Source organism: Rhodococcus sp. DT1 (genome assembly GCF_049844875.1).
GTDB lineage: Bacteria > Actinomycetota > Actinomycetes > Mycobacteriales > Mycobacteriaceae > Rhodococcus.
Window position 1 is genome coordinate 20,134 of the sequence record NZ_JBNCLW010000001.1, and the last position, 24,186, is coordinate 44,319.

The 24,186-nt window shown below is 68.5% G+C and carries 18 protein-coding genes and 1 tRNA gene; 11 read left to right on the plus strand and 8 right to left on the minus strand.

All coding sequences use genetic code 11. From position 1 onward, the window contains the following. Positions 1–14: 14 nt before the first annotated feature. On the minus strand, positions 15–2,042 hold the full coding sequence (locus ACLQ3J_RS00090) for an ATP-dependent DNA helicase (RefSeq protein ID WP_296549314.1): 2,028 nt from the start codon (positions 2,040–2,042) through the stop codon (positions 15–17). Between the two features lie 65 nt (positions 2,043–2,107). Beyond that, on the minus strand, positions 2,108–3,439 hold the full coding sequence (locus ACLQ3J_RS00095) for a nicotinate phosphoribosyltransferase (RefSeq protein ID WP_425901837.1): 1,332 nt from the start codon (positions 3,437–3,439) through the stop codon (positions 2,108–2,110). Positions 3,440–3,508: 69 nt separating this feature from the next. Between ACLQ3J_RS00095 and clpS the strand changes: the two genes are divergently transcribed. The 7 genes from clpS (at position 3,509) to rdgB (ending at position 8,533) form a co-directional block, all read left to right on the plus strand. Further along, on the plus strand, positions 3,509–3,841 hold the full coding sequence (clpS, locus tag ACLQ3J_RS00100) for an ATP-dependent Clp protease adapter ClpS (protein ID WP_169620420.1): 333 nt from the start codon (positions 3,509–3,511) through the stop codon (positions 3,839–3,841). A gap of 81 nt (positions 3,842–3,922) precedes the next feature. Then, positions 3,923–4,447 carry a DUF2017 domain-containing protein gene (locus ACLQ3J_RS00105; protein WP_422423507.1) on the plus strand — a complete coding sequence of 175 codons (525 nt, stop codon included), beginning with the start codon at positions 3,923–3,925 and terminating at the stop codon, positions 4,445–4,447. Beyond that, positions 4,444–5,538 (plus strand): P1 family peptidase, encoded by a 1,095-nt coding sequence (locus ACLQ3J_RS00110; protein WP_296549312.1) that lies wholly within the window; start codon positions 4,444–4,446, stop codon positions 5,536–5,538. Before ACLQ3J_RS00105 ends, ACLQ3J_RS00110 begins: the two co-directional genes overlap by 4 nt. A 27-nt stretch (positions 5,539–5,565) precedes the next feature. Beyond that, the gene (locus ACLQ3J_RS00115) at positions 5,566–6,192 is read left to right on the plus strand and encodes a rhomboid family intramembrane serine protease (RefSeq protein ID WP_296549311.1); all 627 of its coding nucleotides are present in this window, start codon (positions 5,566–5,568) and stop codon (positions 6,190–6,192) included. A gap of 130 nt (positions 6,193–6,322) precedes the next feature. Then, positions 6,323–7,084, plus strand: coding sequence for a cyclic nucleotide-degrading phosphodiesterase (locus ACLQ3J_RS00120; RefSeq protein WP_296549310.1), 762 nt, complete (start codon positions 6,323–6,325; stop codon positions 7,082–7,084). 32 nt (positions 7,085–7,116) lie between these two features. Then, a complete protein-coding gene (rph, locus tag ACLQ3J_RS00125; RefSeq protein ID WP_169620425.1) occupies positions 7,117–7,905 on the plus strand; it encodes a ribonuclease PH in 789 nt (262 codons plus the stop codon). A gap of 1 nt (position 7,906) precedes the next feature. Next, positions 7,907–8,533: an RdgB/HAM1 family non-canonical purine NTP pyrophosphatase gene (gene rdgB / locus ACLQ3J_RS00130; protein ID WP_425901840.1), complete on the plus strand. Its 627-nt coding sequence runs from the start codon at positions 7,907–7,909 to the stop codon at positions 8,531–8,533. 110 nt (positions 8,534–8,643) lie between these two features. Here rdgB and ACLQ3J_RS00135 read toward each other — a convergent pair whose 3' ends face one another. Together ACLQ3J_RS00135 and ACLQ3J_RS00140 are read right to left on the minus strand one after the other, a co-directional pair. Beyond that, complete coding sequence (locus ACLQ3J_RS00135) at positions 8,644–9,102, minus strand: ATP-binding protein (RefSeq protein WP_425901842.1); 459 nt, start codon at positions 9,100–9,102, stop codon at positions 8,644–8,646. 24 nt (positions 9,103–9,126) lie between these two features. Then, positions 9,127–9,699: an STAS domain-containing protein gene (locus ACLQ3J_RS00140; protein ID WP_425901844.1), complete on the minus strand. Its 573-nt coding sequence runs from the start codon at positions 9,697–9,699 to the stop codon at positions 9,127–9,129. Between ACLQ3J_RS00140 and ACLQ3J_RS00145 the strand changes: the two genes are divergently transcribed. The 3 genes from ACLQ3J_RS00145 (at position 9,623) to ACLQ3J_RS00155 (ending at position 12,932) form a co-directional block, all read left to right on the plus strand. After that, entirely contained in the window at positions 9,623–10,849 is a 1,227-nt protein-coding gene (locus tag ACLQ3J_RS00145; RefSeq protein ID WP_425901846.1) for a PP2C family protein-serine/threonine phosphatase, read from the plus strand. The two genes, ACLQ3J_RS00140 and ACLQ3J_RS00145, sit on opposite strands and share 77 nt — an antisense overlap. 119 nt (positions 10,850–10,968) lie before the next feature. Further along, complete coding sequence (locus tag ACLQ3J_RS00150; protein WP_425902257.1) at positions 10,969–12,495, plus strand: sensor histidine kinase; 1,527 nt, start codon at positions 10,969–10,971, stop codon at positions 12,493–12,495. Beyond that, positions 12,492–12,932, plus strand: coding sequence for a response regulator (locus tag ACLQ3J_RS00155; protein ID WP_169620430.1), 441 nt, complete (start codon positions 12,492–12,494; stop codon positions 12,930–12,932). Before ACLQ3J_RS00150 ends, ACLQ3J_RS00155 begins: the two co-directional genes overlap by 4 nt. 91 nt (positions 12,933–13,023) lie before the next feature. Here the strand turns inward: ACLQ3J_RS00155 and ACLQ3J_RS00160 are convergent, their stop codons facing one another. The 4 genes from ACLQ3J_RS00160 to ACLQ3J_RS00175 all read right to left on the minus strand — a co-directional run bounded on the left by ACLQ3J_RS00160 (position 13,024) and on the right by ACLQ3J_RS00175 (position 14,482). Then, on the minus strand, positions 13,024–13,395 hold the full coding sequence (locus tag ACLQ3J_RS00160; RefSeq protein WP_169620431.1) for a DUF3817 domain-containing protein: 372 nt from the start codon (positions 13,393–13,395) through the stop codon (positions 13,024–13,026). Next, entirely contained in the window at positions 13,392–13,808 is a 417-nt protein-coding gene (locus ACLQ3J_RS00165) for a transcriptional regulator (RefSeq protein WP_169620432.1), read from the minus strand. Before ACLQ3J_RS00165 ends, ACLQ3J_RS00160 begins: the two co-directional genes overlap by 4 nt. Before the next feature lie 68 nt (positions 13,809–13,876). Further along, positions 13,877–13,964 (minus strand) — tRNA-Leu (locus tag ACLQ3J_RS00170). Between the two features lie 17 nt (positions 13,965–13,981). Then, positions 13,982–14,482 carry an HNH endonuclease gene (locus tag ACLQ3J_RS00175; RefSeq protein WP_422423503.1) on the minus strand — a complete coding sequence of 167 codons (501 nt, stop codon included), beginning with the start codon at positions 14,480–14,482 and terminating at the stop codon, positions 13,982–13,984. A 403-nt stretch (positions 14,483–14,885) separates the two neighbouring features. On the opposite strand from ACLQ3J_RS00175, the gene ACLQ3J_RS00180 reads away from it, so the two are divergent. Beyond that, the gene (locus tag ACLQ3J_RS00180) at positions 14,886–24,170 is read left to right on the plus strand and encodes a fatty acid synthase subunit beta domain-containing protein (protein ID WP_425901849.1); all 9,285 of its coding nucleotides are present in this window, start codon (positions 14,886–14,888) and stop codon (positions 24,168–24,170) included. Positions 24,171–24,186 lie beyond the last annotated feature (16 nt).

Below are 24,186 nucleotides of genomic sequence, written 5' to 3' on the forward strand. Positions count from 1 at the left end.
GTCCACCCGGGCTGTCAGCTGCGCAGCCGGGTCAATGCCTTGCGCACGACCTCAGGATCCGTCGTCTCCCAGAACGGCGGAAGTGACGCGCGCAGGTAACCGCCGTAGCGCGCGGTGGCGAGCCGCGAATCGAGTACGGCGATGACGCCGCGGTCGTCGGTACTGCGCAGAAGGCGGCCCACCCCCTGCGCGAGGAGCAACGCCGCGTGGGTGGCGGCGACCGCCATGAAGCCGTTACCGCCGCGGGCTTCGACCGCCCGCTGCCGCGCGACGAGCAACGGATCGTCCGGACGGGGAAACGGAATCCGGTCGATGATCACGAGCGACAGCGACGGCCCGGGAACGTCGACGCCCTGCCACAGGGACAGGGTGCCGAACAGGCTGGTCGGCTCGTCGGCGGCGAACTTCTCGACGAGTGCGCCGGTCGCGTCGTCGCCCTGGCACAGGATCGGGGTGTCGACGCGTTCACGCAGTGCCTCGGCGGCCGCCTTCGCCGCTCGCATCGACGAAAACAGGCCGAGGGTGCGCCCCCCGGCCGCGGTGACGAGTTCGGTGATCTCGTCGAGGTGGCTCGGAGGCATGCCCTCGCGGCCCGGCGGCGGTAGTTTCTTCGCGACGTAGAGGATGCCGGACTTTTCGTGGTCGAACGGGGAGCCGACATCGATCCCGTTCCACTTCAGGGCGCCGGTGTCGGACGGCGGTTCCGCCCCGGACGCCGACGTGGTGTCGCTGCGGACGGCAGCCTGCGGCGGAAGACCCCAATCGACGGCGAGGCCGTCGAACGACCCACCGACGGTCAAGGTCGCGGACGTGAGGACGACGGTGGACTCGCCGAAGAGCTTGGAGCGCAGCAAGCCGCCCACCGACAGCGGCGCCATCCGGACCGTGCGGCGGGCAACACCGCGGAACTCGTCGGCCGCGAGCCACACCACGTCCTTGCGCTGCGACGGATCGGGCTCGTCGAATGCCGTGAGGATGCGCACCGCGCAATCGTGGACGTCGTCGATCTCGGCGAGTGCCTGGTTGCGGGCGGCGGCGGCTTCGGGATCCATGCCCGGTTTGGGCGAGCCGATCGAGGTATGCACCGCCCATGCGGCGTCGCGGACTGCCGCCAATGCGGCACCGGCGCCGTCGGGCACGGCGTCCCACCGGCCGGGAGGAAGCTCGTCGAGCAACGAGTCCCAGTTCTCTGCGGCGCCCTCGAGGCGGTCGACCTCCTCGTCGCCGGCCAGTTTGAGGCAGCGCCGCGCAGCGGCGGACACCGTGCTGCCCGACAGTTCGGCGGTGGCGACCCCGGTGACCCGGTCCACGAGTTCGTGGGCCTCGTCGACAACCACCACGTCGTGTTCGGGGAGGATCTGGATTCCGGTGATCGCGTCGATCGCGAGGAGCGCGTGGTTGGTGACGACGACGTCGACCTGCGCCGCTTCGGCTCGGGCGATCTCCGCGAAGCAATCGTCGCCCACCGGGCACCGCGACTTGCCGAGGCACTCGCGCGCCGTGACGCTGACCTGACGCCAGGCCTGATCGGACACGCCGGGGGTCAGGTCGTCGCGGTCGCCGGTCTCCGTATCCGAGGACCACTCGGTGACCCGGCGCACCTCGCGTCCGATCCGCGACAGCGTGAAGGCGTCGAACAGACCGGTGTCCGGGGGTTCTTCCGCCAGACCGGTATTGATCTTGTTGAGGCACAGATAGTTGCCGCGGCCCTTGAGGATCGCGAAGCGAGGACGGCGGCCGAGCGACTCGGTGAGGGCCTTCGCCAGTCGCGGCAGGTCGCGTTCGACGAGCTGCCGCTGCAATGCGATGGTGGCGGTGGAGACGACGACCGTGCGGCCCGTGCGGACCGCGTATCGGATGCTCGGAACGAGATATGCGAGGGACTTGCCGGTGCCGGTGCCGGCCTGCACGGCGAGGTGCTCACCGGTGTCGATGCTGTGCGCCACCGCCGACGCCATGGTCAGCTGATTCCGTCGTTCCTTGCCGCCCAGCGCGTGTACCGCGGTTCGTAACAGCTCGGGCACTTCGGGAAGATCGGGCACCCGTCAAGGGTAGCGGGAGGCACCGTCACGTTCCGGTGCCTACCCGGCGCGGCTTCGCGGCCGCGTCACCCCGCCCGGACGAAGCGAGTCGGGATCGCCGGATCTCCCGCCGACAGCGTCATGCCCTCCCACGGCAGGCTCACCATGCCCTGGGCGAGGAACCGGCGGCTCTCCTCGAGTGTCGGCAGATCACCGACCGGCCGGCCCCCGCGCACCAGCGGAATCGTCAGGTCCTGGACCACGGATCCGTCGCCGTCTGGTACCCGGTCCAGGTGCGCCGGGTAGACGACCTCCTCGACGAGGGTCCCGCTGCGCCGCGCGTACCGGACCGCCTTCTTCGCGCCGCCGCGCGACTCCTTCGCCGCGCTGCGCTTCTCGACGGGGATCCCCGCCACCTCCACGAGCTTGTAGACCATCCCGGCCGTCGGCGCTCCCGAGCCGGTCACCACGGAGGTTCCGACCCCGTACGCATCCACGGGCTCGGCGCGCAGGCCCGCGATCCCGTACTCGTCCAGATCTCCCGACATCACGATCTGGGTACCGGTCGCGCCCAGGCCGTCGAGCTGAGCGCGGACCTGGCGGGCCAGCACGCCGAGGTCACCGGAGTCGATACGCACCGCACCGAGGCCGGTCCCCGCGACCTCGATGGCAGTCTTCACACCGGCGGTGATGTCGTACGTGTCGACCAGCAGCGTGGTGTCCACGCCGAGGGTCTCGACCTGGCTGCGGAAAGCCGACGCCTCGTCGCGGCCGGCGGAGGTGGTGTGCAGCAAGGTGAACGCGTGCGCCGCGGTGCCCGCGGCGGGGATCCCGAACCGGCGGGCGGCCTCGAGGTTGGACGTCGAATCGAAGCCGGCCAGGTAGGCGGCGCGCGTCGCGGCTACCGCGGCCTCCTCGTGGGTGCGTCGAGACCCCATCTCGATCAGGGTGCGCCCGTCGGCCACGCTGACCATCCGGGCTGCTGCGGACGCCACGGCGCTGTCGTGATTGAAGATCGACAACGCGAGTGTTTCGAGCAGCACACACTCGGCGAACGTCCCGCTCACCGACAGGATCGGGGAGCCGGGGAAGTAGAAATCGCCTTCGCGGTATCCGTCGATGTCGCCGGAGAAGCGGAAATTGCGCAGCCACTCGACGGTGTCGGGCGCAAGAAACTCCGACACGGACGCCAGTTCGTCGTCCCCGAACGAGAACGTGGCGAGCGCGTCGAGCAGACGGCCCGTGCCGGCGACGACGCCGTATCGGCGACCGTTGGGCAAGCGCCGGGCGAACACCTCGAACACGCACGGACGATCGCCGGACCCGTCGGCCAGCGAGGCCTCGAGCATCGTCAATTCGTACTTGTCGGTGAACAGTGCGGTGCTGCCGTGAATCGCAGCGGCGGTGGCTTCGGACACCCGAACACTGTAGATCGAGGACTCGGCGGCGGGTTTTTCGGCGCGCGCGAACGCCGTACCCTGGACCGCATGGTGCCGGGTTCCACGACAGTTCGTTTCGACGTCCGCGCAATGGCGGGGCAGGCCGTCCCGGCCGAGGCCGAGCAGGTCCAGGAGACCGAATCCGTCGACCGGCCGTGGGTCACCGTCGTCTGGGACGATCCGGTCAACCTCATGCACTACGTGACGTTCATATTCCAGAAGCTGTTCGGGTACAGCAAGGCCAAGGCCACGGAATTGATGCTCGAGGTGCACAACGAGGGTAAGGCGGTCGTCTCGAGTGGCTCGCGTGACAAGATGGAGCACGACGTGCAGCGTCTCCATGCCGCCGGCTTGTGGGCGACCATGCAACGGGACGAATGACCCCAGCCTCAGGAGGACCCGACCGACGTGCGGCCGTGGATCAGGAAGAACTCGCTCAGCGGACCGAAGCTTCGCTCGGAGATGGATGCCCACGAGGCATCGGTCCTCAGATCGCTCGTCGCCTCGGTCCTCGGGATGCTCGAGGATCGGGCCGGCCAGGCGCCGCAGGACGACCTCGCTCAGCTGACCGGCTTGCGCACCGGTAACGCCACGCCACCGGACAACCCGGCAGTGCGACGGCTGCTTCCCGACTTCCATCGGCCCGACCAGGACTCGGCACAGCACGCCGACGACGAGTCTGCCGACCTCAACGGAGCGATGCGCAGCCTCCACGAACCGGACATCATCGACGCGAAACTCGCAGCGGGAGCAATGATCCTGCGCACGGTGCCGGAGACCGGCGGTCGCGTGGTCCTGACTCCCGAACAGGCCGAATCCTGGCTGTACGCACTCAACGACGTGCGCCTGGCGCTCGGCGCAACACTCGACATCGACGACGACACCCCCGAGGTGCTCGACGACGACGACCCGCGTGCGCCGCACCTCGACGTCTACCACTGGCTCACCTGGGTGCAGGATTCGCTCGTGCAGGCCCTTCAGCCATGACCGTCGCCGGGCCCACCGACTCGATTCTCGACGTGAGCGGTCTGCGCGTGGGGCACTGGCAGGCTCTCGACACCGACGTCCGCCTCGCGGACGGGGACACCCCGGGCAGCGGATCCGCCACCGGATGCACGGTCGTGCTCGCCGAGTCGTCTGCGGTTGCGTCCGTGGACGTGCGTGGCGGGGGACCGGGTACCCGGGAAACGGACCTGCTCGATCCCAGCCATTCGGTTCAGCGGGTCGATGCGGTACTGCTCACCGGAGGCAGCGCGTACGGACTTGCCGCCGCGGACGGCGTCATGCGTTTCCTGGAAGAGCACGGCCGCGGCATCCCCATGGGTTCGCCCGGTGCGGTAGTTCCCATCGTCCCGGCCGCCGTGATCTTCGATCTCCTGGTCGGAGAGTGGGACGTCCGCCCGGATGCTGCCGGCGGCTATGCGGCCGCTGCCGCTGCGGGGGAGTCGTCGCTGCTGCGGGGAAGTGTCGGTGCGGGGACCGGCGCCCGGGCCGGTGTGCTCAAAGGCGGGGTCGGTTCTGCGAGCGTGTGCATCACCGACGGACCGGCCGCCGGGGTGACGGTGGCCGCGCTCATGGTCGCGAACCCCGTCGGTTCCGTGTTCGATCCCGACACCGGCGTGCTCTGGGGAGTGGGACCCACCCGGGCCGCGGAACTGGGAATGACCGCGCCGACGGAGTCCGAGATCGCGGCGGCGCGTGCCCTGGGCGAGAAGCGCACCGTCCTGAACACCACGATCGGGGTGGTGGCGACCGACGCACCGCTGTCCAAGGCAGCGTGCCGCCGGGTCGCCGTCGCCGGGCACGACGGACTCGGCCGCGCGATACGCCCCGCCCACTCACCACTGGACGGCGACACGATCTTCGCTCTCGCGACCGGTACGGCGCATCTGCCGGACAGCCCCGGCGTCGCGGACGCGTTCGCCTCCGAACTCCCCGTGCTCACCGCCGTGGGCGCTGCCGCTGCCGAGGTGGTCGAACGGGCCATCGTCGATGCCGTGCTCGCGGCGACGGGGGTCGCCGGAATCCCGTCGTACCGCGACGTCTTTCCCTCCGCGTTTCGCTCGTCGATGTCCTGATCCTGCGGGGAGGGCCACAATGGAGTCATGACCACCCCGACCGGTACCGGCACCGACTCCACGCACAGGCCGATCTGGCAGCGCGCCGCGCTGTGGACCGGCGGTTTCGTTGGTCTCCTCTACGGGATCGAATTCGCCGACGTGGTCCTGCCCGCCGACCTCGACGCGGCCGGAGTGGAACCCCGCACCGGTGACGGACTGTGGGGGATCCTGTTCGCGCCGATCCTGCACGCCGACTGGGCGCACCTGACCGCGAACACCGTGCCCGCGCTCGTGCTCGGATTTCTCGTGATGCTCTCGGGAATCGGCCGGGGCATCGCGGCGACGGCGATCATCTGGCTCGTCGGCGGAATCGGCACGTGGCTGTTCGCGGGGTCCGGCGAGAACCACATCGGAGCCTCCACACTGATCTTCGGGTGGCTCACGTACCTGATCGTGCGCGGTATCTTCACGCGCAAGGCGGGCCAGATCCTCCTGGGCGTCGTCGTGCTGTTCCTCTATGGCGGGATGCTCTGGGGCGTACTCCCGAGCGAGCCGTGGATCTCGTGGCAGGGGCATCTGTTCGGGGCGCTCGGCGGTATCCTCGCTGCCTGGATTCTGTCCTCCGCGGCCCGGACGACACGCCGGACCACGACCGTGCCTCCGCTGCGCTGACCCGGGCCGCCCCTCGCAGGGGTGTTCACTCGGAGGCCTGCGCGTCACAGCTTTGTCGCAACTGTGAGTCTGCGCCTGAAATGACGCATTGGCTTCATCACAGGGCGTCCGGCATGGCAGCATGACGGGTATGCGCATGACCGTTCTGGGGTGCTCCGGCAGTGTGGCCGGGCCGGATTCCGCCGCATCCGGATACCTGCTGACCGCACCGGACACCCCTCCTCTGGTCATCGATTTCGGTCCCGGCGTCCTCGGCGCACTACAGCGTCACGCGGATCCCGGTGAAGTCTCGGTTCTGTTGTCGCACCTGCATGCCGACCATTGCCTGGATCTGCCGGGCCTGCTGGTGTGGCGTCGCTACTCCCCGAATCCTCCGACCGGCCGGACTCTCCTGTACGGCCCCAGCGGTACCGCGTGCCGGATCGGTGTCGCCTCGGCCGAGGTTGCCGGTGACACCGACGACGTGAGCGACACCCTCGACGTGCGAACCGTCGTCGAGGGAGAACCGATCCGTTTCGGAGCGCTCGAGATCACGCCCGCCCGGATGCAGCATCCGCCGGAGTCCTACGGATTCCGGATCACCAGCGATTCCGGGCGCACTCTGGTCTATACGGGAGACACCGGCATGTGTGATGCCGTGGTCGATCTCGCACGCGGTGCCGATGTTCTGCTCTCCGAAGCATCGTGGACCCATGAGCCGGGGGAGCGGCCGCCGGGAATCCATCTGTCCGGCACCGAAGCCGGACAGATCGCCACCCGAGCGGGTGTCGGAGAACTGCTCCTGACGCATATTCCGCCCTGGACATCGCGCGAAGACGTCATCGCCGAGGCGAAGGCCGAATACTCCGGCCCGGTCCACGCGGTGTCCGCAGGCGACGTCTACCGCATCTGAACCGCCTCCCGTCATCGCCTAGGCTCGGGTGCGTGACGACACGAGAAGACGGCAGGGCGGACGATCAACTCCGCGACATCCGCATCACCCGAGGGTTCACCAACCATCCGGCCGGATCGGTACTCGTCGAATTCGGGCAGACCCGGGTGATGTGCACGGCGAGCGTCGAGGAGGGCGTGCCGCGCTGGCGTAAGGGCTCGGGACTCGGGTGGGTCACCGCCGAGTACGCGATGCTTCCGGCCTCCACGCACACGCGTAACGGCCGCGAATCCGTCAAGGGCAAACTCGGCGGCCGCACCCAGGAGATCAGCCGGCTGGTGGGCCGCTCGCTCCGCGCCTGCATCGACCTCGCCGCGATCGGCGAGAACACCATCGCGATCGACTGCGACGTGCTGCAGGCCGACGGGGGAACCCGCACCGCTGCCGTCACGGGCGCATATGTCGCGCTGAGCGACGCGGTGACGTGGCTGCGCGCCGCCGGCCGCCTCGCCGACCCCCAGCCGATCTCGTGCCAGGTCGCCGCGGTGAGCGTGGGCGTCGTCGACGGCCGGGTCCGTCTCGACCTGCCGTACGAAGAGGACGTCCGCGCGGAGGTCGACATGAACGTCGTCGCCACCGACACGGGCACGCTCGTCGAGGTCCAGGGCACCGGTGAAGGCGCGACCTTCCCGCGCTCGACGCTCGACAAGCTGCTCGATTCGGCCCTCTCCGGCATCGAAGAACTCTGCCGGATCCAGCGAGAGGTGCTCGCACAGCCGTATCCGGGTGTCCTCCCCGAGCCCGCGGTCGCCGACCACGGGAAGAAGAAGTTCGGGGTCTGACATGACCGTGCGAGTTCTCGTCGCCAGCCGCAACGCCAAGAAGCTCCGTGAACTGCAGCGGGTGCTCGACAGTGCGGGCATCGCCGGGATCGAACTGGTGGGACTCGACCAGGTCCCGCCGTTCCCGGAGGCACCGGAAACCGGTGCGACCTTCGAGCAGAACGCGGTCGCGAAGGCACGCGACGGCGCGGTCGCCACCGGTATGCCGTGTGTCGCGGACGACTCCGGGCTCGAAGTCGACGCGTTGCGCGGGATGCCCGGGGTCCTGTCGGCGCGGTGGAGCGGACGGCACGGCGACGACGACGCCAACACGGCGCTGCTTCTCGGCCAGCTTCAGGACACCCCCGACGAGCGTCGCGGCGCAGCCTTCGTTTCCGCCTGCGCGCTCGCCTTCCCCCCGGAAGACGGGGACATCGACGTAGCGGTCGTGCGAGGTGAATGGCGCGGCCGCATCGTGCGGGAACCGCGCGGGCAGAACGGGTTCGGCTACGACCCGATTTTCGTGCCCGAAGGTGAGGAGCGCACCGCGGCGGAACTCACCGCGGAGGAGAAGGACGCGTCGTCGCACCGGGGTCGTGCGCTCGCACAACTCGTTCCGGCCCTGGCCGCCCTCGCCGCATCTCGATAGCGACATGGCCGGGTGCGGCGGCGCCCGGCGAGCGGGACGGCATCACGCCCGCGCTCGGCCCCGGAATCCCGGATATGACCGACCGTCGACGAAGAACGACACCTCGGACGTCAATGAACGTCCGAGGTGTCGTTCTCGTTCAGTGACCAGCGCATGTCGACGACGGTGCCCCCGGGCGAGCGGTCGACCGTCATCTCGGAGGTCAGGTTCCGAATCAGTGTCAGGCCGTGGCCGCGGGAACGTCGAGACTCGTCGTCCGACGCGTCGTGCCACACCCCGTGGTCGGTGACGAGCACGTGGAGTTGCCCGTCTGCTGGACTGTAGATCGCTTCGAAATCGAGTGTCGCTGCCGGGTCGCCCGGGGCGTAGGCATGCTCGACAGCATTGGCCAGTGCTTCGTAACTGGCCAGAAGGATGTCCTGGCGACAATCGTCGTTCAGGGGCAGTTGCGCCAGCCAGCGACGCATGCTGCCACGGAGGAGCGCGATCTCGGACGGATCGGCCCGCACACCCCGATGGCTGATGCCATCGGGGGTGAACGATGCGGGCTCGTCATAGGCGGACGACATGGGTTCCTCGGTTCGTCGATGCGGTTACGCCTGCGGTGAGGAGTCCTCCGCCCCACCGCCCAGCGCGCCGAGTGCGTCGCCGAGGCGAGGATGAACCGAGAGCACCTCGCCGAGACCGAGCAGTTCCAGGGGCCGGGCGGTCGCGCTGCCGTGTGCCACCACCGCGAAACCGCGGTCGTCACCGGCGCGCTTGGACAGTTCGACCAGCAGGGCGATCCCCATGGACGCGAGGAAGTCGACTGCGGTGAGGTCCACGACGAGTCCGGTGGCGTCGGTATCGAGGAGGGCGAGCGCCTGCTCTTCCAGCATGGGGGCGCTCGTCATATCGACCTCTCCGCTGATGGAGAGAACGGCGACAGATCCCTCCCTGGAGGTCGAGTACGTCATATGAGGATGTGCGGTAAGTGGATCGTTCACCGCCCTATCATGCAAGATCGCGCCGACAGAAGCGAGAAACAGGTTGAAGATTGCGCCGTCCCAGCCGTCGGGACCGACCCAAACGGATGTCTGTATTGTTCGAATGCAGCAGGGAAGGACGACCAACGTGGACGTGTACCGACCGGATGACTCGACGTACCATCCGTCGCTACTCCTCATCGAGGACGACCCCGGCGACGCCTTGCTCGTCGAGGAGTTGGTTGCGGACAGCGCGCCCGAGATGAAGGTCGTGTGGGTCCAGTCACTGGCTGCGGCCCGGGAGGAGTTCCGCGTCCGGATGCCGGACTGCGTGCTCCTCGACCTCCACCTCCCCGATGCCAGCGGTCTCGAGGCTGTCGCCAAGGTCAAGCAGATCGCCGAATCGGTGCCGATTGTCGTGCTCACCGGTCTGGCGGAGGAGCAGACCGGCCTCGCAGCGGTGTCGGTCGGCGCCCAGGACTACCTGGTCAAAGGCCGCGTCGAGCCGGATCTGTTCGGTCGTGCCGTCCGGTATGCGATCCAGCGAAAGCAAGCAGAACAGGCCGCGGCCGCTCTGCAGGCCGGTCAGCTGCGCGCGCAGGAGAACGCACGCCTGGAGCGGGGTTTGCTGCCGTCGCCGCTGTTGCAGGCCACCGGAGACTTCGATGTGGTCGCGCGATACCGGCCCGGCCGCACCTCGGCATTGCTCGGCGGTGACTTCTACGATGTCGTCCAGACCGAGGACGGCACCGTGCACGTCCTCATCGGCGACGTCTCCGGTCACGGACCGGACGAAGCGGCTCTCGGCGTCGGATTGCGTATCGCGTGGCGCACTCTTGTGCTCACCGGAGTCACAGGACCGCGCCGACTGCACAAACTCGAGGAGATCCTGGTAGCCGAACGGTCGGAGAACCGGATCTTCGCATCTGTGACCAACCTCTCGATGTCCCCTGATCGGCGGACCGTCGAAGTCATGCGCGCGGGCCACCCGGGACTGCTGCTCCGGAACGGTAGTAGCGTGGATTGGCTGGAGGCGCCGGGCGGACCGGCACTGGGTCTGCTGCCGACTCTGTCGACCTGGCCGGTACACGAGATCACCTTGCCCTCCGGGGCGGCGATCGTGCTGTTCACCGACGGCTTGTTCGAAGGTCATCGCGGCGAAGGCCGCGAACGACTCGGGGAGGAGGGTCTGCTTGCTCTGGCACGGGCCTGCGCCGACCTGGGCCCCAACGATTTCACCGACTCCCTCATCGCACGTGCGGAAGAACTCGCCGAGAGCAATGGCGGACTGTCCGACGACGTGGCAGTGGTGTACGTGCAATGGAAGAAGGAAGTGGACGCACCCGCATGACGACAACCGACACTCCGGTGCCCGACGGCACGGCAGAGAACAGGACAGGATCCTCCACGGTGACCCACCGCGGAGGGGGTCCCACCGTGCAGGGCTGGTTCCTGATCGTGCTGAGCATCATGGGGGTGCTGGTCGTGCTGGGCACCATCGTGGGCAGCCACTATCTGCGCGAGACGACCGCCATGTCCGACTACGTGAGGGATCGCATCCAGCCCGCCCGAGTCGAGGCGTACCGGCTGCAAGCAGCCCTGGTGAACCAGGAAACGGGAGCGCGCGGCTATATCCTCGCCGCCGATCCTGCCTTCCTCCAGCCCTACGAGGACGGTCGCCTGGACGAGCAACAGGCAGTCGAGACGTTGCGGGGGCTGGTGCGCGGTGAAGAAGATCTCATCGCCGATCTCGATGCCGTCGAAGCGGCCGCTGAGGACTGGCGCCGCGTCTACGCCGTACCGCTCGTGTCGACCGTTGTCCCGGGTGATCCCCGCCCGGTCGATCCGGTTGCGGTGGAAGCAGGCCGTGTCGCCTTCGACCGGCTGAGAGTCCTGTTCGACGTCCAGAACGAAGGCCTCCTTCAGGCTCGCGAGGACGGCATCCGAGAACTCGAAGCCGTCCGGACCAACCGCGACACCATCTTCGCGTCGATGGTCGCGGTCTTCCTGGTCACCGGAGTAGGGATGGCGTTCCTCGTACAGATGATCGTGGTACGGCCCCTGGCAAGGCTTCGCGAAGCGACCCGCAAGGTCGTCGCGCGCGAGGAATTCGGCCACCACATCACGCCCGAGGGGCCGGCAGACATCCGCGCGCTCGGCCAAGACGTGGAGAACATGCGCGAACGGATCGTCCGAGAGCTGGAAGTGTCCCGCGAACGTCATTCCCAGCTGGAAAGTCAGGCGATCGACCTCCAGCGGTCCAACGCGGAACTCGAACAGTTCGCCTACGTCGCGTCCCACGACCTGCAGGAGCCGCTGCGGAAGGTCGCGTCGTTCTGCCAGCTGCTCGAGAAGCGCTACGGCGACAAGCTCGACGAGCGCGGAACCCAATACATCGCGTTCGCGGTCGACGGCGCCAAGCGCATGCAGATCCTGATCAACGACCTGCTGACGTTCTCTCGGGTCGGGCGGGTAAGCGACGATCACGTCCGCGTGGCGCTCGATCCCACGCTGGATTCGGCACTGGGCAACCTCGCCCAAGCCGTCGAAGAGTCGGAAGTGATCATCGAGCGGCCCGAAAAGCTCCCCGAGATCGTCGGCGACCCCACGCTGCTGGTGATGCTGTGGCAGAACCTGCTCGGTAATGCCATCAAGTTCCGCCACCCGGACCGTCCGATCACGATCCGTATCGGGTGCGAGCGACTCGGCCAGGGCGAGCAGGCGATGTGGCAGTTCTCGGTCGAGGACACCGGCATCGGCATCGCCCCTGAATTCTCGGACAAGGTCTTCGTCATCTTCCAGCGCCTGCACGGACGTGACGTCTACACCGGTACGGGTATCGGTCTTGCCATCTGCCGCAAGATCGTCGAATACCACGGTGGGGGGATCTGGCTCGACCCCGAGTACAAGGGTGGTGCCAGGTTCTGCTTTACCATTCCCGCTGTGGGTGACAAGGAGCCTGCACAAGACGAGGCTCTGGAAGGAGCATCTGCATGACGATTCCCGGCGAGCCGATAGACGTTCTGCTGGTCGAAGACGACCCCGGCGACGAGCTGATGACACGCGAGGCGTTCGAGGACAACAAGATCGGCAACACGTTGCACGTCGTACGCGACGGAGAGGAAGCGCTCGACTTCCTGTACCGGCGTGGAGCCCATGAGGGTGCGCCTCGGCCGGACCTGGTTCTGCTCGACCTGAACCTGCCCAAGTACGACGGGCGCCAGGTGCTCGAGAAGATCAAGTCCGACCCGGACCTCACCGATATCCCGGTCGTGGTCCTCACCACGTCGGCTGCCGAGGAGGACATCCTCCGAAGCTACAAACTGCATGCGAACGCCTACGTGACAAAACCGGTCGATCTCGACCAGTTCATCCGGGCGGTCCGGCAGATCGACGAGTTCTTCGTCCAGGTGGTACGCCTGCCGAGGCGCTGACCCGCGCGTACAACACTCGCGTGAGACGAATCGGGTGGATGTGGTCGGATCTCTCCGGCCGCATCCACCCGATCGTCACGCTGGGGAGTCGTCAGACCCCGAAGTCGGCCTTCACCTGCTGGGTGCGCTTGTGCTCGACGTAGAACGACAGGAACGGGATCGTGCCGGCGAGTAGCGTGCCGACGGTCCGGCCGAGCGGCCAGCGCACCTTGATCGACAGATCGAACGTGAGCACGAGGTAGACGGCGTAGACCCACCCGTGCACGATCGCGATCCACGCGGGCACATTCTCGATGCCGATGATGTACTTGGCGACCATCTCACCCGTGAGGATGAGGAGCCAGATGCCGGTGGCGTACGCGAGGACGCGGTAACGCAGCAGGGCGGAACCGATCTTCTTGCGGTCCGCGTCGCTGACGACGCGCGTCGTGCCGGCGGACGCCTGCTCGGGGGTGGTGCTCACTGAGCGCTCCTATCGGACCTGCGCGCCAGCTGCGCGAGGTACTCGTTGTACTCCTGGGTTTGGCGTGCCTCAGGATCGTCGGCCTCTTCGGCCAGCGCTTCCGCCACCGTGCGGGGGCGGGAGGGGAGGAGATCGGCGGGAATCTCGGTGGGTTCCTTCGGCTCCGACGGACGCGGGGCGCCGGTGGCCTCGGCTTCGGCCTCTTCCGCCTCGAGTTTGACGAAGCGGCGGTACGCATAGACGCAGAAGAATGCGAAGGCCGGCCACTGGAACGCGTAGCCGAGATTCTGGTAGGTGCCGCCGACTTCCTCGAAGCGCATCCACTGCCAGTAACCGAGCCCGAGGCATCCGCCTGCAGCTACCAGGACCAGGACAACCAGGGCGAACCGGCGGGGCGGTCGATACTCGGACACGCTCTCGACGGTACCCGAGCGGTGCACCGACCTGCCAAGACGGTCGATGCACCGTGGGTCATCTCACGTGGTGCGCGAGGGGGGACTCGAACCCCCACGTCCGTAAGGACACCAGGACCTAAACCTGGCGCGGCTGCCTGATTACGCCACTCGCGCGTCACGCACACAATACTTCACGCGCCGCGGTCGTCCGATTCGTCACCGAAGCGGCGGCGCCCTGCCCACGTGGGCGTCTGACTGTGGCAGTTGGGGCAAAGGAAGCGCACGTTGGTGGGCCGGGAGTCGTGCGGGTTCCCGTCGATGTGGTCGACATGGAATACCAGCGGCCGGCCGCACCAGATCGGTTCCATGGTGCATTCGCTGCATCGGTGAGGGCGTCCGGATTCGATCAGTGCCCGTCGCAAACGCTTGGGAGCTTGTCGGTTGGATCCGACGGGCTTCAGGGTGAGGATCTCCGCCCACTCCAGCCGGTTTCTCGGCGGGCGTCCCGTGTGGTGTGCCTGGCCGGTGAAATGCGTGGTGTCCAGTCCGAGCTTCTTGATGCGCCGACTTATGTGGGTGTGTGTACCGCCGGCCGGTTTCAGCTTCAGCATTCGCAGCACCCCCGCGATGCTTGTGGACGACCGTACGGCGTCCTCGAGGATTTCCTTCGTGTACTTGACCCCGCGTCCCATATCCGCCCCTATCGAATGTGTGTTCGAGTAATGAGAACGTAAGGGATGGGTCCGACAGGCTTTCCGGCTTCGACGCACGGCCGGGGCTTGTCGTCAAGGGGTAACGATTTGATAACGATAAAACGTGAGGCTTCCTCGGGTTATCGGATATCCACGCACCCATGCAGCCAGGCGTGATTCTGGTTACTCGCCGGTTCGTCTTGGCGCTCGATGTGAGGTAACTCACTGGTCCACGCCCTACCGCGGCCTCGGTGCTCCGCAAAACATGAGGAACCCCTCATGATTCTGTGCGAATCTGGGCGTGCCCGTCAGAGCACACCGAAGTCCGTGCGACACACCTCGCCGGCAGTGCAGCACCACAGGAATGCCTCGACCAGGGGTGTCCAGGAGAGGAAATACACGCGTGACGATCGACGAGACCACACCAGGCGACAACGGACGGAACTCGAAGGCATCACGACGCACCGGTGAACGGGGAGCCGTCGGCGCATCCCGGGGTGCTCTGGTGGACAAGTTCCTTGCCGGCGAGCCCTATGCCCTCGCGTTCGGTGGCCAGGGTGCGCCGTGGCTGGACTCGCTCGGAGAACTCACCCGTGACAACGGCCTCGAGCCCGCACTGACGGACCTCGTCAACGCAGCAGCGGCATACCTCGCGCCTGTCGCCGCAGATCTCGTCGTGGTGCGCCCCGCGGGCTTCGATCCCGTCGCATGGATCCTCGAGCACGAACTCGCGGACGAGGACGCCCCTCTCGCCGGGCCCACCGCTGCAACTCTGACGTCCGCCGCCGTGTCTCTTCCCGGCGTGCTCCTCACCCAGCTCGCCGCGCTGCGTGCGCTGGCGAACCAGGGGCTCGACGTCAACGAGGTTCCGCCGTCCGCCGTGATCGGCCACTCCGCCGGTGTCCTCGCGGTCGAAGCCGTCTCCGCCGGCGGCCGCAGGGACATGGAGATCCTGGCGATCTCTCAGCTCATCGGAGCGGCTGCAGCGCTCGTCGGACGCCGCCGCGGTCTTCTCGCGGGCGCGGGCAGGTTTCCGATGCTTGCCGTCGCCGGCGTCGATCCCGAGCGCCTCCGCTCGATCGTCGCCGAGACCTTCCGAGACCAGGATCCTTCTCGGAGTGCGGTGGTCGCGATCCGTAATGCCCGCCGCCGCGTCGTGCTGTCCGGTCCGCCGGCCGCGCTCGAGCGCGTGCAACAGCGATGCGAGCAGATCACCGCTGCCGAGACCCGCGAACGTGAGTCCAAGCAGCGCGGCGGCGCGGTGTTCTCACCGACCTTCGAACCCGTCTCGGCCGAGGTGGCATTCCACCACCCCGCATTGGCGGACGCCGTCGACCAGGTCGCCGATTGGGCAGCCCGCTGCGGTCTCGATGCCCACCTGGCCCGCTCGCTCGCCGAATCGATCCTCGTGGCCCCGATCGACTGGGTGGAGCAGGTGGACACGGCACTCGAGTCGGGTGCGTCGTGGATTCTCGACCTGGGCCCAGGCGAGCTGCTCACGCGCATGACCAGTTCCGGACTGCGCGGCCGTGGAGTCGGAATCCTCGCCGCGTCCACCCGTGGCGGCCAGCGCAATCTGCTCACGCCCGGCGCGGAGCCCGAGATCCCGCGCGCATGGACCGAGTTCGCACCGACCCCGATCACGCTGCCCGACGGTCGCGTCGGTGTGGAGACGGCGTTCACCCGTCTCACGGGCCGGTCACCGATCCTGCTCGCCGGTATGACGCCGACGACCGTCGACCCTCGGATCGTCGCGGCCGCTGCGAACGCCGGCCACTGGGCCGAACTCGCGGGCGGCGGGCAGGTCACCGAGCAGATCTTCGCCGACAACGTCGCGGGCCTGCAGAACCTGCTCGAGCCCGGCCGCGCGGCGCAGTTCAACTCGATGTTCCTCGACCCGTACCTGTGGAAACTGCATGTGGGCGGTAAGCGCCTGGTGCCGAAGGCCCGCGCGGCAGGCGCACCGATCGACGGTGTCGTCGTGACGGCGGGTATCCCGGACCTCGAGGACGCGGTGCAGATCATCTCCGATCTGCGCGACGCAGGCATCGAGCACATCGCGTTCAAGCCGGGCACCGTCGCACAGATCCGTTCGGTCATCCGGATCGCGAACGAAGTTCCGAACTTCCCGGTGATCGTCCACATCGAGGGCGGTCGCGCCGGCGGTCACCATTCGTGGGAAGACCTCGACGACCTGCTCCTCGACACCTACGCCGAACTGCGCACCCGCCCCAACCTCGTGCTGTGCGTCGGCGGCGGTATCGGTACCCCCGAGAAGGCGGCCGACTACCTGACCGGTCGCTGGGCGACGCGTCACGGTTTCCCGGCGATGCCGCTCGACGGCATCCTCGTCGGCACCGCGGCGATGGCGACGCTCGAGGCCACGACCGCGCCGGCCGTCAAGCAATTGCTCGTCGACACTCCCGGCACGCCCGACTGGGTCGGTGCGGGTACCGCATCCGGCGGTATGGCGTCGGGCCGCAGTCAGCTCGGTGCCGACATCCACGAGATCGACAACGCGGCCTCACGCACGGGCCGTCTCCTGGACGAGGTCGCCGGTGACGCCGACGCCGTGGCGGCGCGCCGCGACGAGATCGTCGCCGCCCTCGACATCACAGCCAAGCCGTACTTCGGCGACGTCGGCTCCATGACGTACCTGCAGTGGCTGCGCCGCTACCTCGAACTCGCCGTCGGAGCGGATCATGCACCCGAATTCGATTGCGGCGCAGACCTGGCCGACGCCGTAGCCGAAGCACATGTCAGCCTCTGGACCGACGTGTCGTGGCGCGAGCGCTTCCGCGCGATGCTGCAGCGCGCCGAGGCACGCCTGCACCCCGTCGATCGCGGCCCGATTCCGACACTGTTCGCCGACGACGCCACGCTGGAACGGCCGTACGCGGCGCTCCACGCGCTCACCGCTCAGTACCGCGACGCGGACGAGGTCGTCCTCCACCCCGCCGACGTGCCGTTCTTCGTGTCGCTGTGCAAGACCCCCGGCAAGCCCGTGAACTTCGTGCCCGTGATCGACCGGGACGTTCGCCGCTGGTGGCGTTCCGACTCGCTGTGGCAGGCACACGACCCTCGTTACGGCGCCGATCAGGTCTGTGTCATCCCCGGCACCGTCGCCGTCGCGGGAATCACGCGAGTGGACGAGCCCGTCGGTGAACTGCTCGATCGGTTCGAGAAGGCCACCGTCGACGAGTTGCTGGCTGCCGGTATCGAGCCGGCGCCGATCGTCGCGCGGCGACATCTCGATCTCGCGCCCGGCGTGCTCGACGCGGTGCTCTCCTCCCCGGACGTGTACTGGGCCGGTCGCCTGACCCGCAATCCGGTGCACCGTCTCGGCGACCTGAACGACTGGAACGCGGAATCCGATTCGGCGGCGTCGCATGCGCCGACCGGCGCGACCCTGACCGTCCTCGACGACCGGCACGTCGGGTTGCGCGTCCCCCTCGCCCGGGACAAGGCCGTCGACATCCGCATCACCGTGCCGTCGTCCGTGGGCACCGGCGGAGCACCTGTCGTGAGCGACACCGACGCGGACGCGGCGATGTCTGCGCTGCTCGGCGTCGCAGCGGGCCAGGAACTGCCGGCCGTCAAGAAGGGCGCAGCCCGGGTCACCCTGGGCTGGCTGCCGGAAAAGATCGCGGACCACGCCGGAGTGACCGGTTCGGGCCTGCCCGAGAACCTGACTCCCGCCGGCAACGGCGTGCCCGACGTGCTCGTCGGTGCGTGCTGGCCCGCGGTGTTCGCCGCACTCGGGGCCGCACGCACCACCGCCGACCGGTCCGTCATCGAAGGCATGCTCGATCTCGTTCACCTCGATCACGCCATCGACGTCAAGAACGGTCTGCCCACCGAGCCCGCGTTCCTGGGTGTCAAGGCAGAGGTCGCCGGAGTCTCCGACGCCGATCTCGGTCGTGTCGTGCAGGTGAACGTCGTGATCACCGCCGACAACGGTGACGGTTCCGGCCACAACGTCGTCGCAACTCTCGTCGAGCGCTTCGCGATTCGCGGTCGTACCGGCAGCGCCGAACTGGCCGATCCGGTCCGCGCCGGTGGCGCCCTGAGCGAGGACGTCACCGACACGCCTCGTCGGCGCCGCCGCGATGCGGTGATCGTCGCCCCCACCGACATGACCGCGTTCGCGAGGGTGTCGGGGGATCACAACCCGATCCACACATCCGGCAACGCCGCGCTCCTGGCGGGGCTGGGCAGCCCGATCGTCCACGGTATGTGGCTTTCGGCGGCCGCTCAGCAGGTCGTCACGGCCGCCGAGGCGGACGCGAAGCTTCCGGTACGGAAACTGACCGCGTGGACGACACGCTTCCTGGGCATGGTTCGGCCCGGCGCGAAGATCGACGTGCGCGTCGATCGGATCGCCACCGATCGCGGTGCCGAGGTCGTCGAGGTGGGCTGCCGGGTCGACGGGGATCTGGTCATGGTCGCCACCGGGCGCATCGCCGCCCCGAAGACCGTATACGCGTTCCCGGGACAGGGCATCCAGCGTCCGGGCATGGGTCTCGACGCCCGCGCCCGCAGCAAGGCCGCCCGGGAGGTCTGGGACCGCGCCGACAAGCACACCCGCGAGGCTCTGGGATTCTCGATCCTCGCCGTGGTGCGCGACAACCCGACGGTCCTCAAGGCCCGGGGCGTGACCCACAAGCACCCCGACGGTGTTCTGCATCTGACGCAGTTCACGCAGGTCGCGATGGCGACACTCGGCGTCGCGCAGATCGCGGAGTTGCGTGAGGCCGGCGCGTTCCTCGAAGATGCGCTCCTTGCTGGGCACTCGGTCGGCGAATACAACGCCCTCGCGGCGGTCGCCGGTGTGCTGCCGCTCGAGGCCGTGCTCGAGGTGGTCTTCCAGCGTGGCTCGGCGATGCACGCTCTCGTGCCGCGCGACGCGCAGGGCCGCTCGGACTACCGCATGGCGGCGATCCGGCCGTCGCAGTTCGGCGTGGCCGACGAGGACCTCGAGGCGTTCGTCGCCGCGGTCGCGGACCGGTCCGGAGAGTTCCTCGAGATCGTCAATCTGAACCTGAGGGGATCGCAGTACGCGATCGCGGGCACGGTGGCGGGTCTCGACGCTCTCGAGAAGGTGATCGAACGCAAGGTCGCCGAGTTCGGCGGCAAGCGCGCCTTCATTCTCGTGCCGGGCATCGACGTGCCGTTCCATTCGACTGTGCTGCGCGGCGGTGTGGACGACTTCCGGGAGCGCCTGCTGCACCTGCTTCCCGAGCAGATCGATCCGGACATCCTCGTGGGACGCTATATCCCCAACCTGGTGCCCAAGCCGTTCGACCTGAGCCGTGAATTCGTCCAGGAAATCGCGGATCTGGTGCCGTCCGAGCCGCTCGCCGAGGTCCTCTCCGACTTCGACGCGTGGTCGGCGGACCGGTCCGGGCTGTGCCGCGTCGTGCTGGCCGAGTTGCTCGCATGGCAGTTCGCATCGCCGGTGCGCTGGATCGAAACGCAGGACCTGCTGTTCGCGCCGGAATCCGAAGGTGGTCTCGGCGTCGAGCGGTTCGTCGAAATCGGCCTCGGTGCCGTCCCGACGGTGGCGAACCTGGCGTCGCAGACGTTGAAGCTTCCGGGCCGATTCGGTCAGCCCGTCGAGGTCCTCAACATCGAGCGTGAAGCATCGGTCGTGTACTCGACGGACGTGGATCCCGCACCGTTGGAAGACGACGAGCCCGAAGCACCGTCCGCCGAGGCCGCGCCCGCTGCGACCGCGGTCCCTGCTGCTGCCCCGGCCGCGCCGGCCGGTGGCCCGACCCCCGACGACATCACGTTCAAGGCCGCCGACGCCACGAAGGTGCTCATCGCCCTGTGGACGAAACTGCGTCCCGATCAGATCGGCCCCGCGGACACGATCGAGGCGCTGTGCGACGGCGTGTCCTCACGTCGCAACCAGTTGCTCGTCGACCTCGGTTCCGAGTTGTCGCTCGGTGCCATCGACGGTGCTGCGGATGCGGACATGGGCGCGCTGGCCGGCACGGTCGATCGTCTGGCCCGTACCTACACCCCGTTCGGGCCGGTGCTGACCGATTCGATCAACGACCACCTGCGCAAGGTGTTCGGCCCGTCGGGCAAGCGTCCCGGCTACATCACCGACCGAGTCGCGAAGGTGTGGGGACTCGGCGAGGGCTGGGCCCGGCACGTCACCGCGGAGGTTGTGCTCGGCAGCCGCGAGGGCACGTCCGTTCGCGGCGGTGACCTCGGCGGGTTGTCGCAGGGTGCGCTCGCGGACACCGCGTCCGTGGACGCGCTGATCGACGCCGCTGTGCAGTCCGTCGGGTCGCGCCGCGGGATCTCCGTGTCGATGCCGTCCGCCGGTGGCGGGACCGGCGCGACCGTCGACGCCGCGGCACTCGGGGAGTTCACCGAGCAGATCACCGGCCGGGACGGCGTCCTGGCGAGTGCTGCACGCCTGGTGCTCGAGCAACTCGGCCTCGACCAGCAGGTTTCCGGCCTGGCGGACAAGGCCGACGACGAACTCGCCGAGTTGGTCTCGGCCGAGCTCGGCGCGGACTGGTCCCGGCAGGTTGCGCCCGCCTTCGACGCTCGCAAGGCCGTGTTGATCGACGACCGCTGGGCGACCGCACGCGAGGATCTCGCCCGGATCTGGCTCGGGGACCCGATCGGCGTGGAGCGCTTCGACGGTGCGGGGGCGACGGTCGCTGCGCACGCCGCGTTCTGGCGGGCCAAGGCCATCGACGCGGGCCGCGTGGTGTCGGCCGAGACCTACGGTCGTATCGCGGCCGCCGCCCAGGACACGGGCGACGCCGCGTACACCGGAGAGGTCGCAGTCGTCACCGGAGCCAGCAAGGGCGGCATCGGCGCCGCGGTCGCAGCCGAGCTACTCGGCGGCGGCGCAACGGTGGTGGTCACCACGTCGCGCCTCGACTCGACGCGCCTCGGTTTCTACAAGGATCTCTATGCGCGGAACGCTCGCGCCGGTGCTGCCCTCTGGGTGGTGCCCGCGAACATGGCGTCGTATGCCGACGTCGATGCGCTGATCGAGTGGATCGGCACCGATACCGTCGAGAACGCGGGCGGCACCAAGAAGCTGATCAAGAATGCGCTCACGCCCGCCCTGCTGTTCCCGTTCGCGGCGCCCCGTGTCGCCGGGTCGCTGGCCGATGCCGGTGCTCGCGCCGAGATGGAGATGCGGGTTCTGCTGTGGTCGGTGGAACGGCTGATCGCCGGTCTGTCCGGCATCGGCGCGGACACCGACGTCGACACGCATCTGCACGTCGTGCTGCCGGGCTCCCCGAACCGTGGGATGTTCGGTGGTGACGGCGCGTACGGCGAGTCCAAGGCGGCACTCGACGCGATCGTCACCCGCTGGAGCGCCGAGCGCACCTGGGCCGAGCGCGTCACCTTGGCGCACGCGCTCATCGGCTGGGTCCGGGGCACGGGACTGATGGGCGGCAACGATCCGCTCGTCGAGGCCGTCGAGGCGGCCGGCGTGCGCACGTGGTCCACGTCCGAGATGGCCACCGAACTGCTGAAGCTCGTCGGACCGGAGGCCAAGCGACTCGCGAAGCAGGCGCCGCTGGTCGCGGACCTCACCGGGGGACTCGCCGAGGCAGCCCTCGATCTGCCGGCGCTCGCGAAGCAGGCCCGGGACGCGGCCGAGGTTGCGGACGCACCCGATCGGGACACCGACCCGGATGCGACGATCGCGGCTCTGCCCGCGGCCCCGCGTGTGGACGAGCTGCCGACGCCGGAGTGGTCTGCACTCGATATCGATCCTGCCGACATGGTGGTCATCGTCGGCGCCGGTGAACTCGGCCCGTACGGGTCGGCCCGCACCCGTTTCGAGATGGAGGTCGACGAGGAACTGTCGGCAGCCGGTGTGCTCGAGTTGGCGTGGGTCACCGGCCTGATCGAGTGGGAGAACGAGCCCGAACCCGGCTTCTACGACGCGGAAACCGGCGTACTGGTGCCGGAAGCGGAGATCGCCGATCGTTACCACGACGCGGTGGTCGAGCGCTGCGGGATCCGCCGCTACGCCGACGACGGTGCGATGACCGACAACACGGCACCGCTGTTGACTTCGGTCTTCCTCGACAAGGACCTGTCGTTCGTGGTGGGTTCCGAGATCGAGGCCCGCGCCTTCGTCGACTCCGACCCGGAGAACACGGTCGCGTCGGTCGATGCCGAGTCCGGCGACTGGACGGTCACCCGCAAGGCCGGCACCGAGATCCGGGTGCCGCGCAAGGCGAAGCTGACCCGCACCGTCGGCGGCCAGATCCCCACCGGCTTCGACGTCACGCGGTGGGGCATCCCCGCCGACATGGCGGACTCGGTGGACCGGGTGGGGCTGTGGAACATCGTCACGACGGTCGACGCGTTCCTCACCGGAGGGTTCACCCCGTCGGAACTGCTGCGCTGGGTGCACCCGTCGCTGGTCGCCAACACGCAGGGCACCGGCATGGGCGGCATGACCTCCATGCGATCGCTCTACATCGACACGCTGCTCGGTGAGTCCCGTGCGAACGACATCCTGCAGGAAGCCTTGCCGAACGTCATCGCGGCGCACGTCGTGCAGTCGTATGTCGGTGGTTACGGCGCGATGGTGCATCCGGTGGCGGCCTGCGCCACGGCTGCGGTGTCCGTGGAAGAAGGCGTCGACAAGATCAAGCTCGGCAAGGCGAAACTGGTCGTCGCGGGCGGCTTCGACGATCTCGGTATCGAAGGCATCATCGGCTTCGGCGACATGTCGGCGACCGCGAAGTCGGACGACATGCGGGCCAAGGGCATCGACGACCGTCGTTTCTCGCGGGCCAACGATCGCCGGCGCGGCGGGTTCGTCGAGTCGGCGGGCGGCGGCACGGTCCTGCTCGCCGCGGGTGATGTCGCACTCGAGATGGGCCTGCCCGTTCTCGGTGTGGTCGCCTGGGCCGGATCCTTCGCCGACGGTGTGCACACCTCGATCCCGGCGCCCGGCATCGGTGCGCTCGGGGCAGGTCGTGGTGGGCTCGAATCGGGGCTGGCCAAGGAACTGCGCAAGCTCGGCGTGACCGCAGACGACATCGCGGTGATCTCCAAGCACGACACGTCGACGGCGGCGAACGACCCGAACGAGGCGGAGTTGCACGAACGGCTCGCGGGAGCCCTCGGGCGCAGCGACGGCAACCCCATGTTCGTGGTGTCGCAGAAGTCGCTGACCGGGCACGCGAAGGGCGGCGCGGCAGCGTTCCAGCTCGTGGGACTGTGCCAGGTGCTGACCCGGGGCATCGTCCCGCCGAACCGCAGTCTCGACTGCGTCGACGAGAAGATGGCCGAGTTCGAGCACCTCGTGTGGGCGCGCACCCCGTTGCGGTTCGGTGAGCAGTACGCGCTCAAGGCCGGCCTGCTGACGAGCCTCGGGTTCGGGCACGTATCCGGACTGATCGCGGTGGTGCACCCGCAGGCGTTCGTCGAGGCGGTCCCCGCAGAACGTCGTGAGGAGTACCGCGCGGCAGCAGCGGCACGCACGGTCGTCGGCAAGCGGCGCCTGGCGTCGGCGATGGCCGGGGGTGCGGCGCTGTACCAGCGGCCCGCGGACCGTCGATTCGGTGGAGATGCGGTACCCGCCGACGCCGCCCGTCATCTCGAAGCGGCTGTGCTGCTCGACGCGGATGCACGACTCGGCGACGACGACGTGTACCGCTCGGGCCTGCCCGGCTGCAAGTAACGACGGGACAGGGACA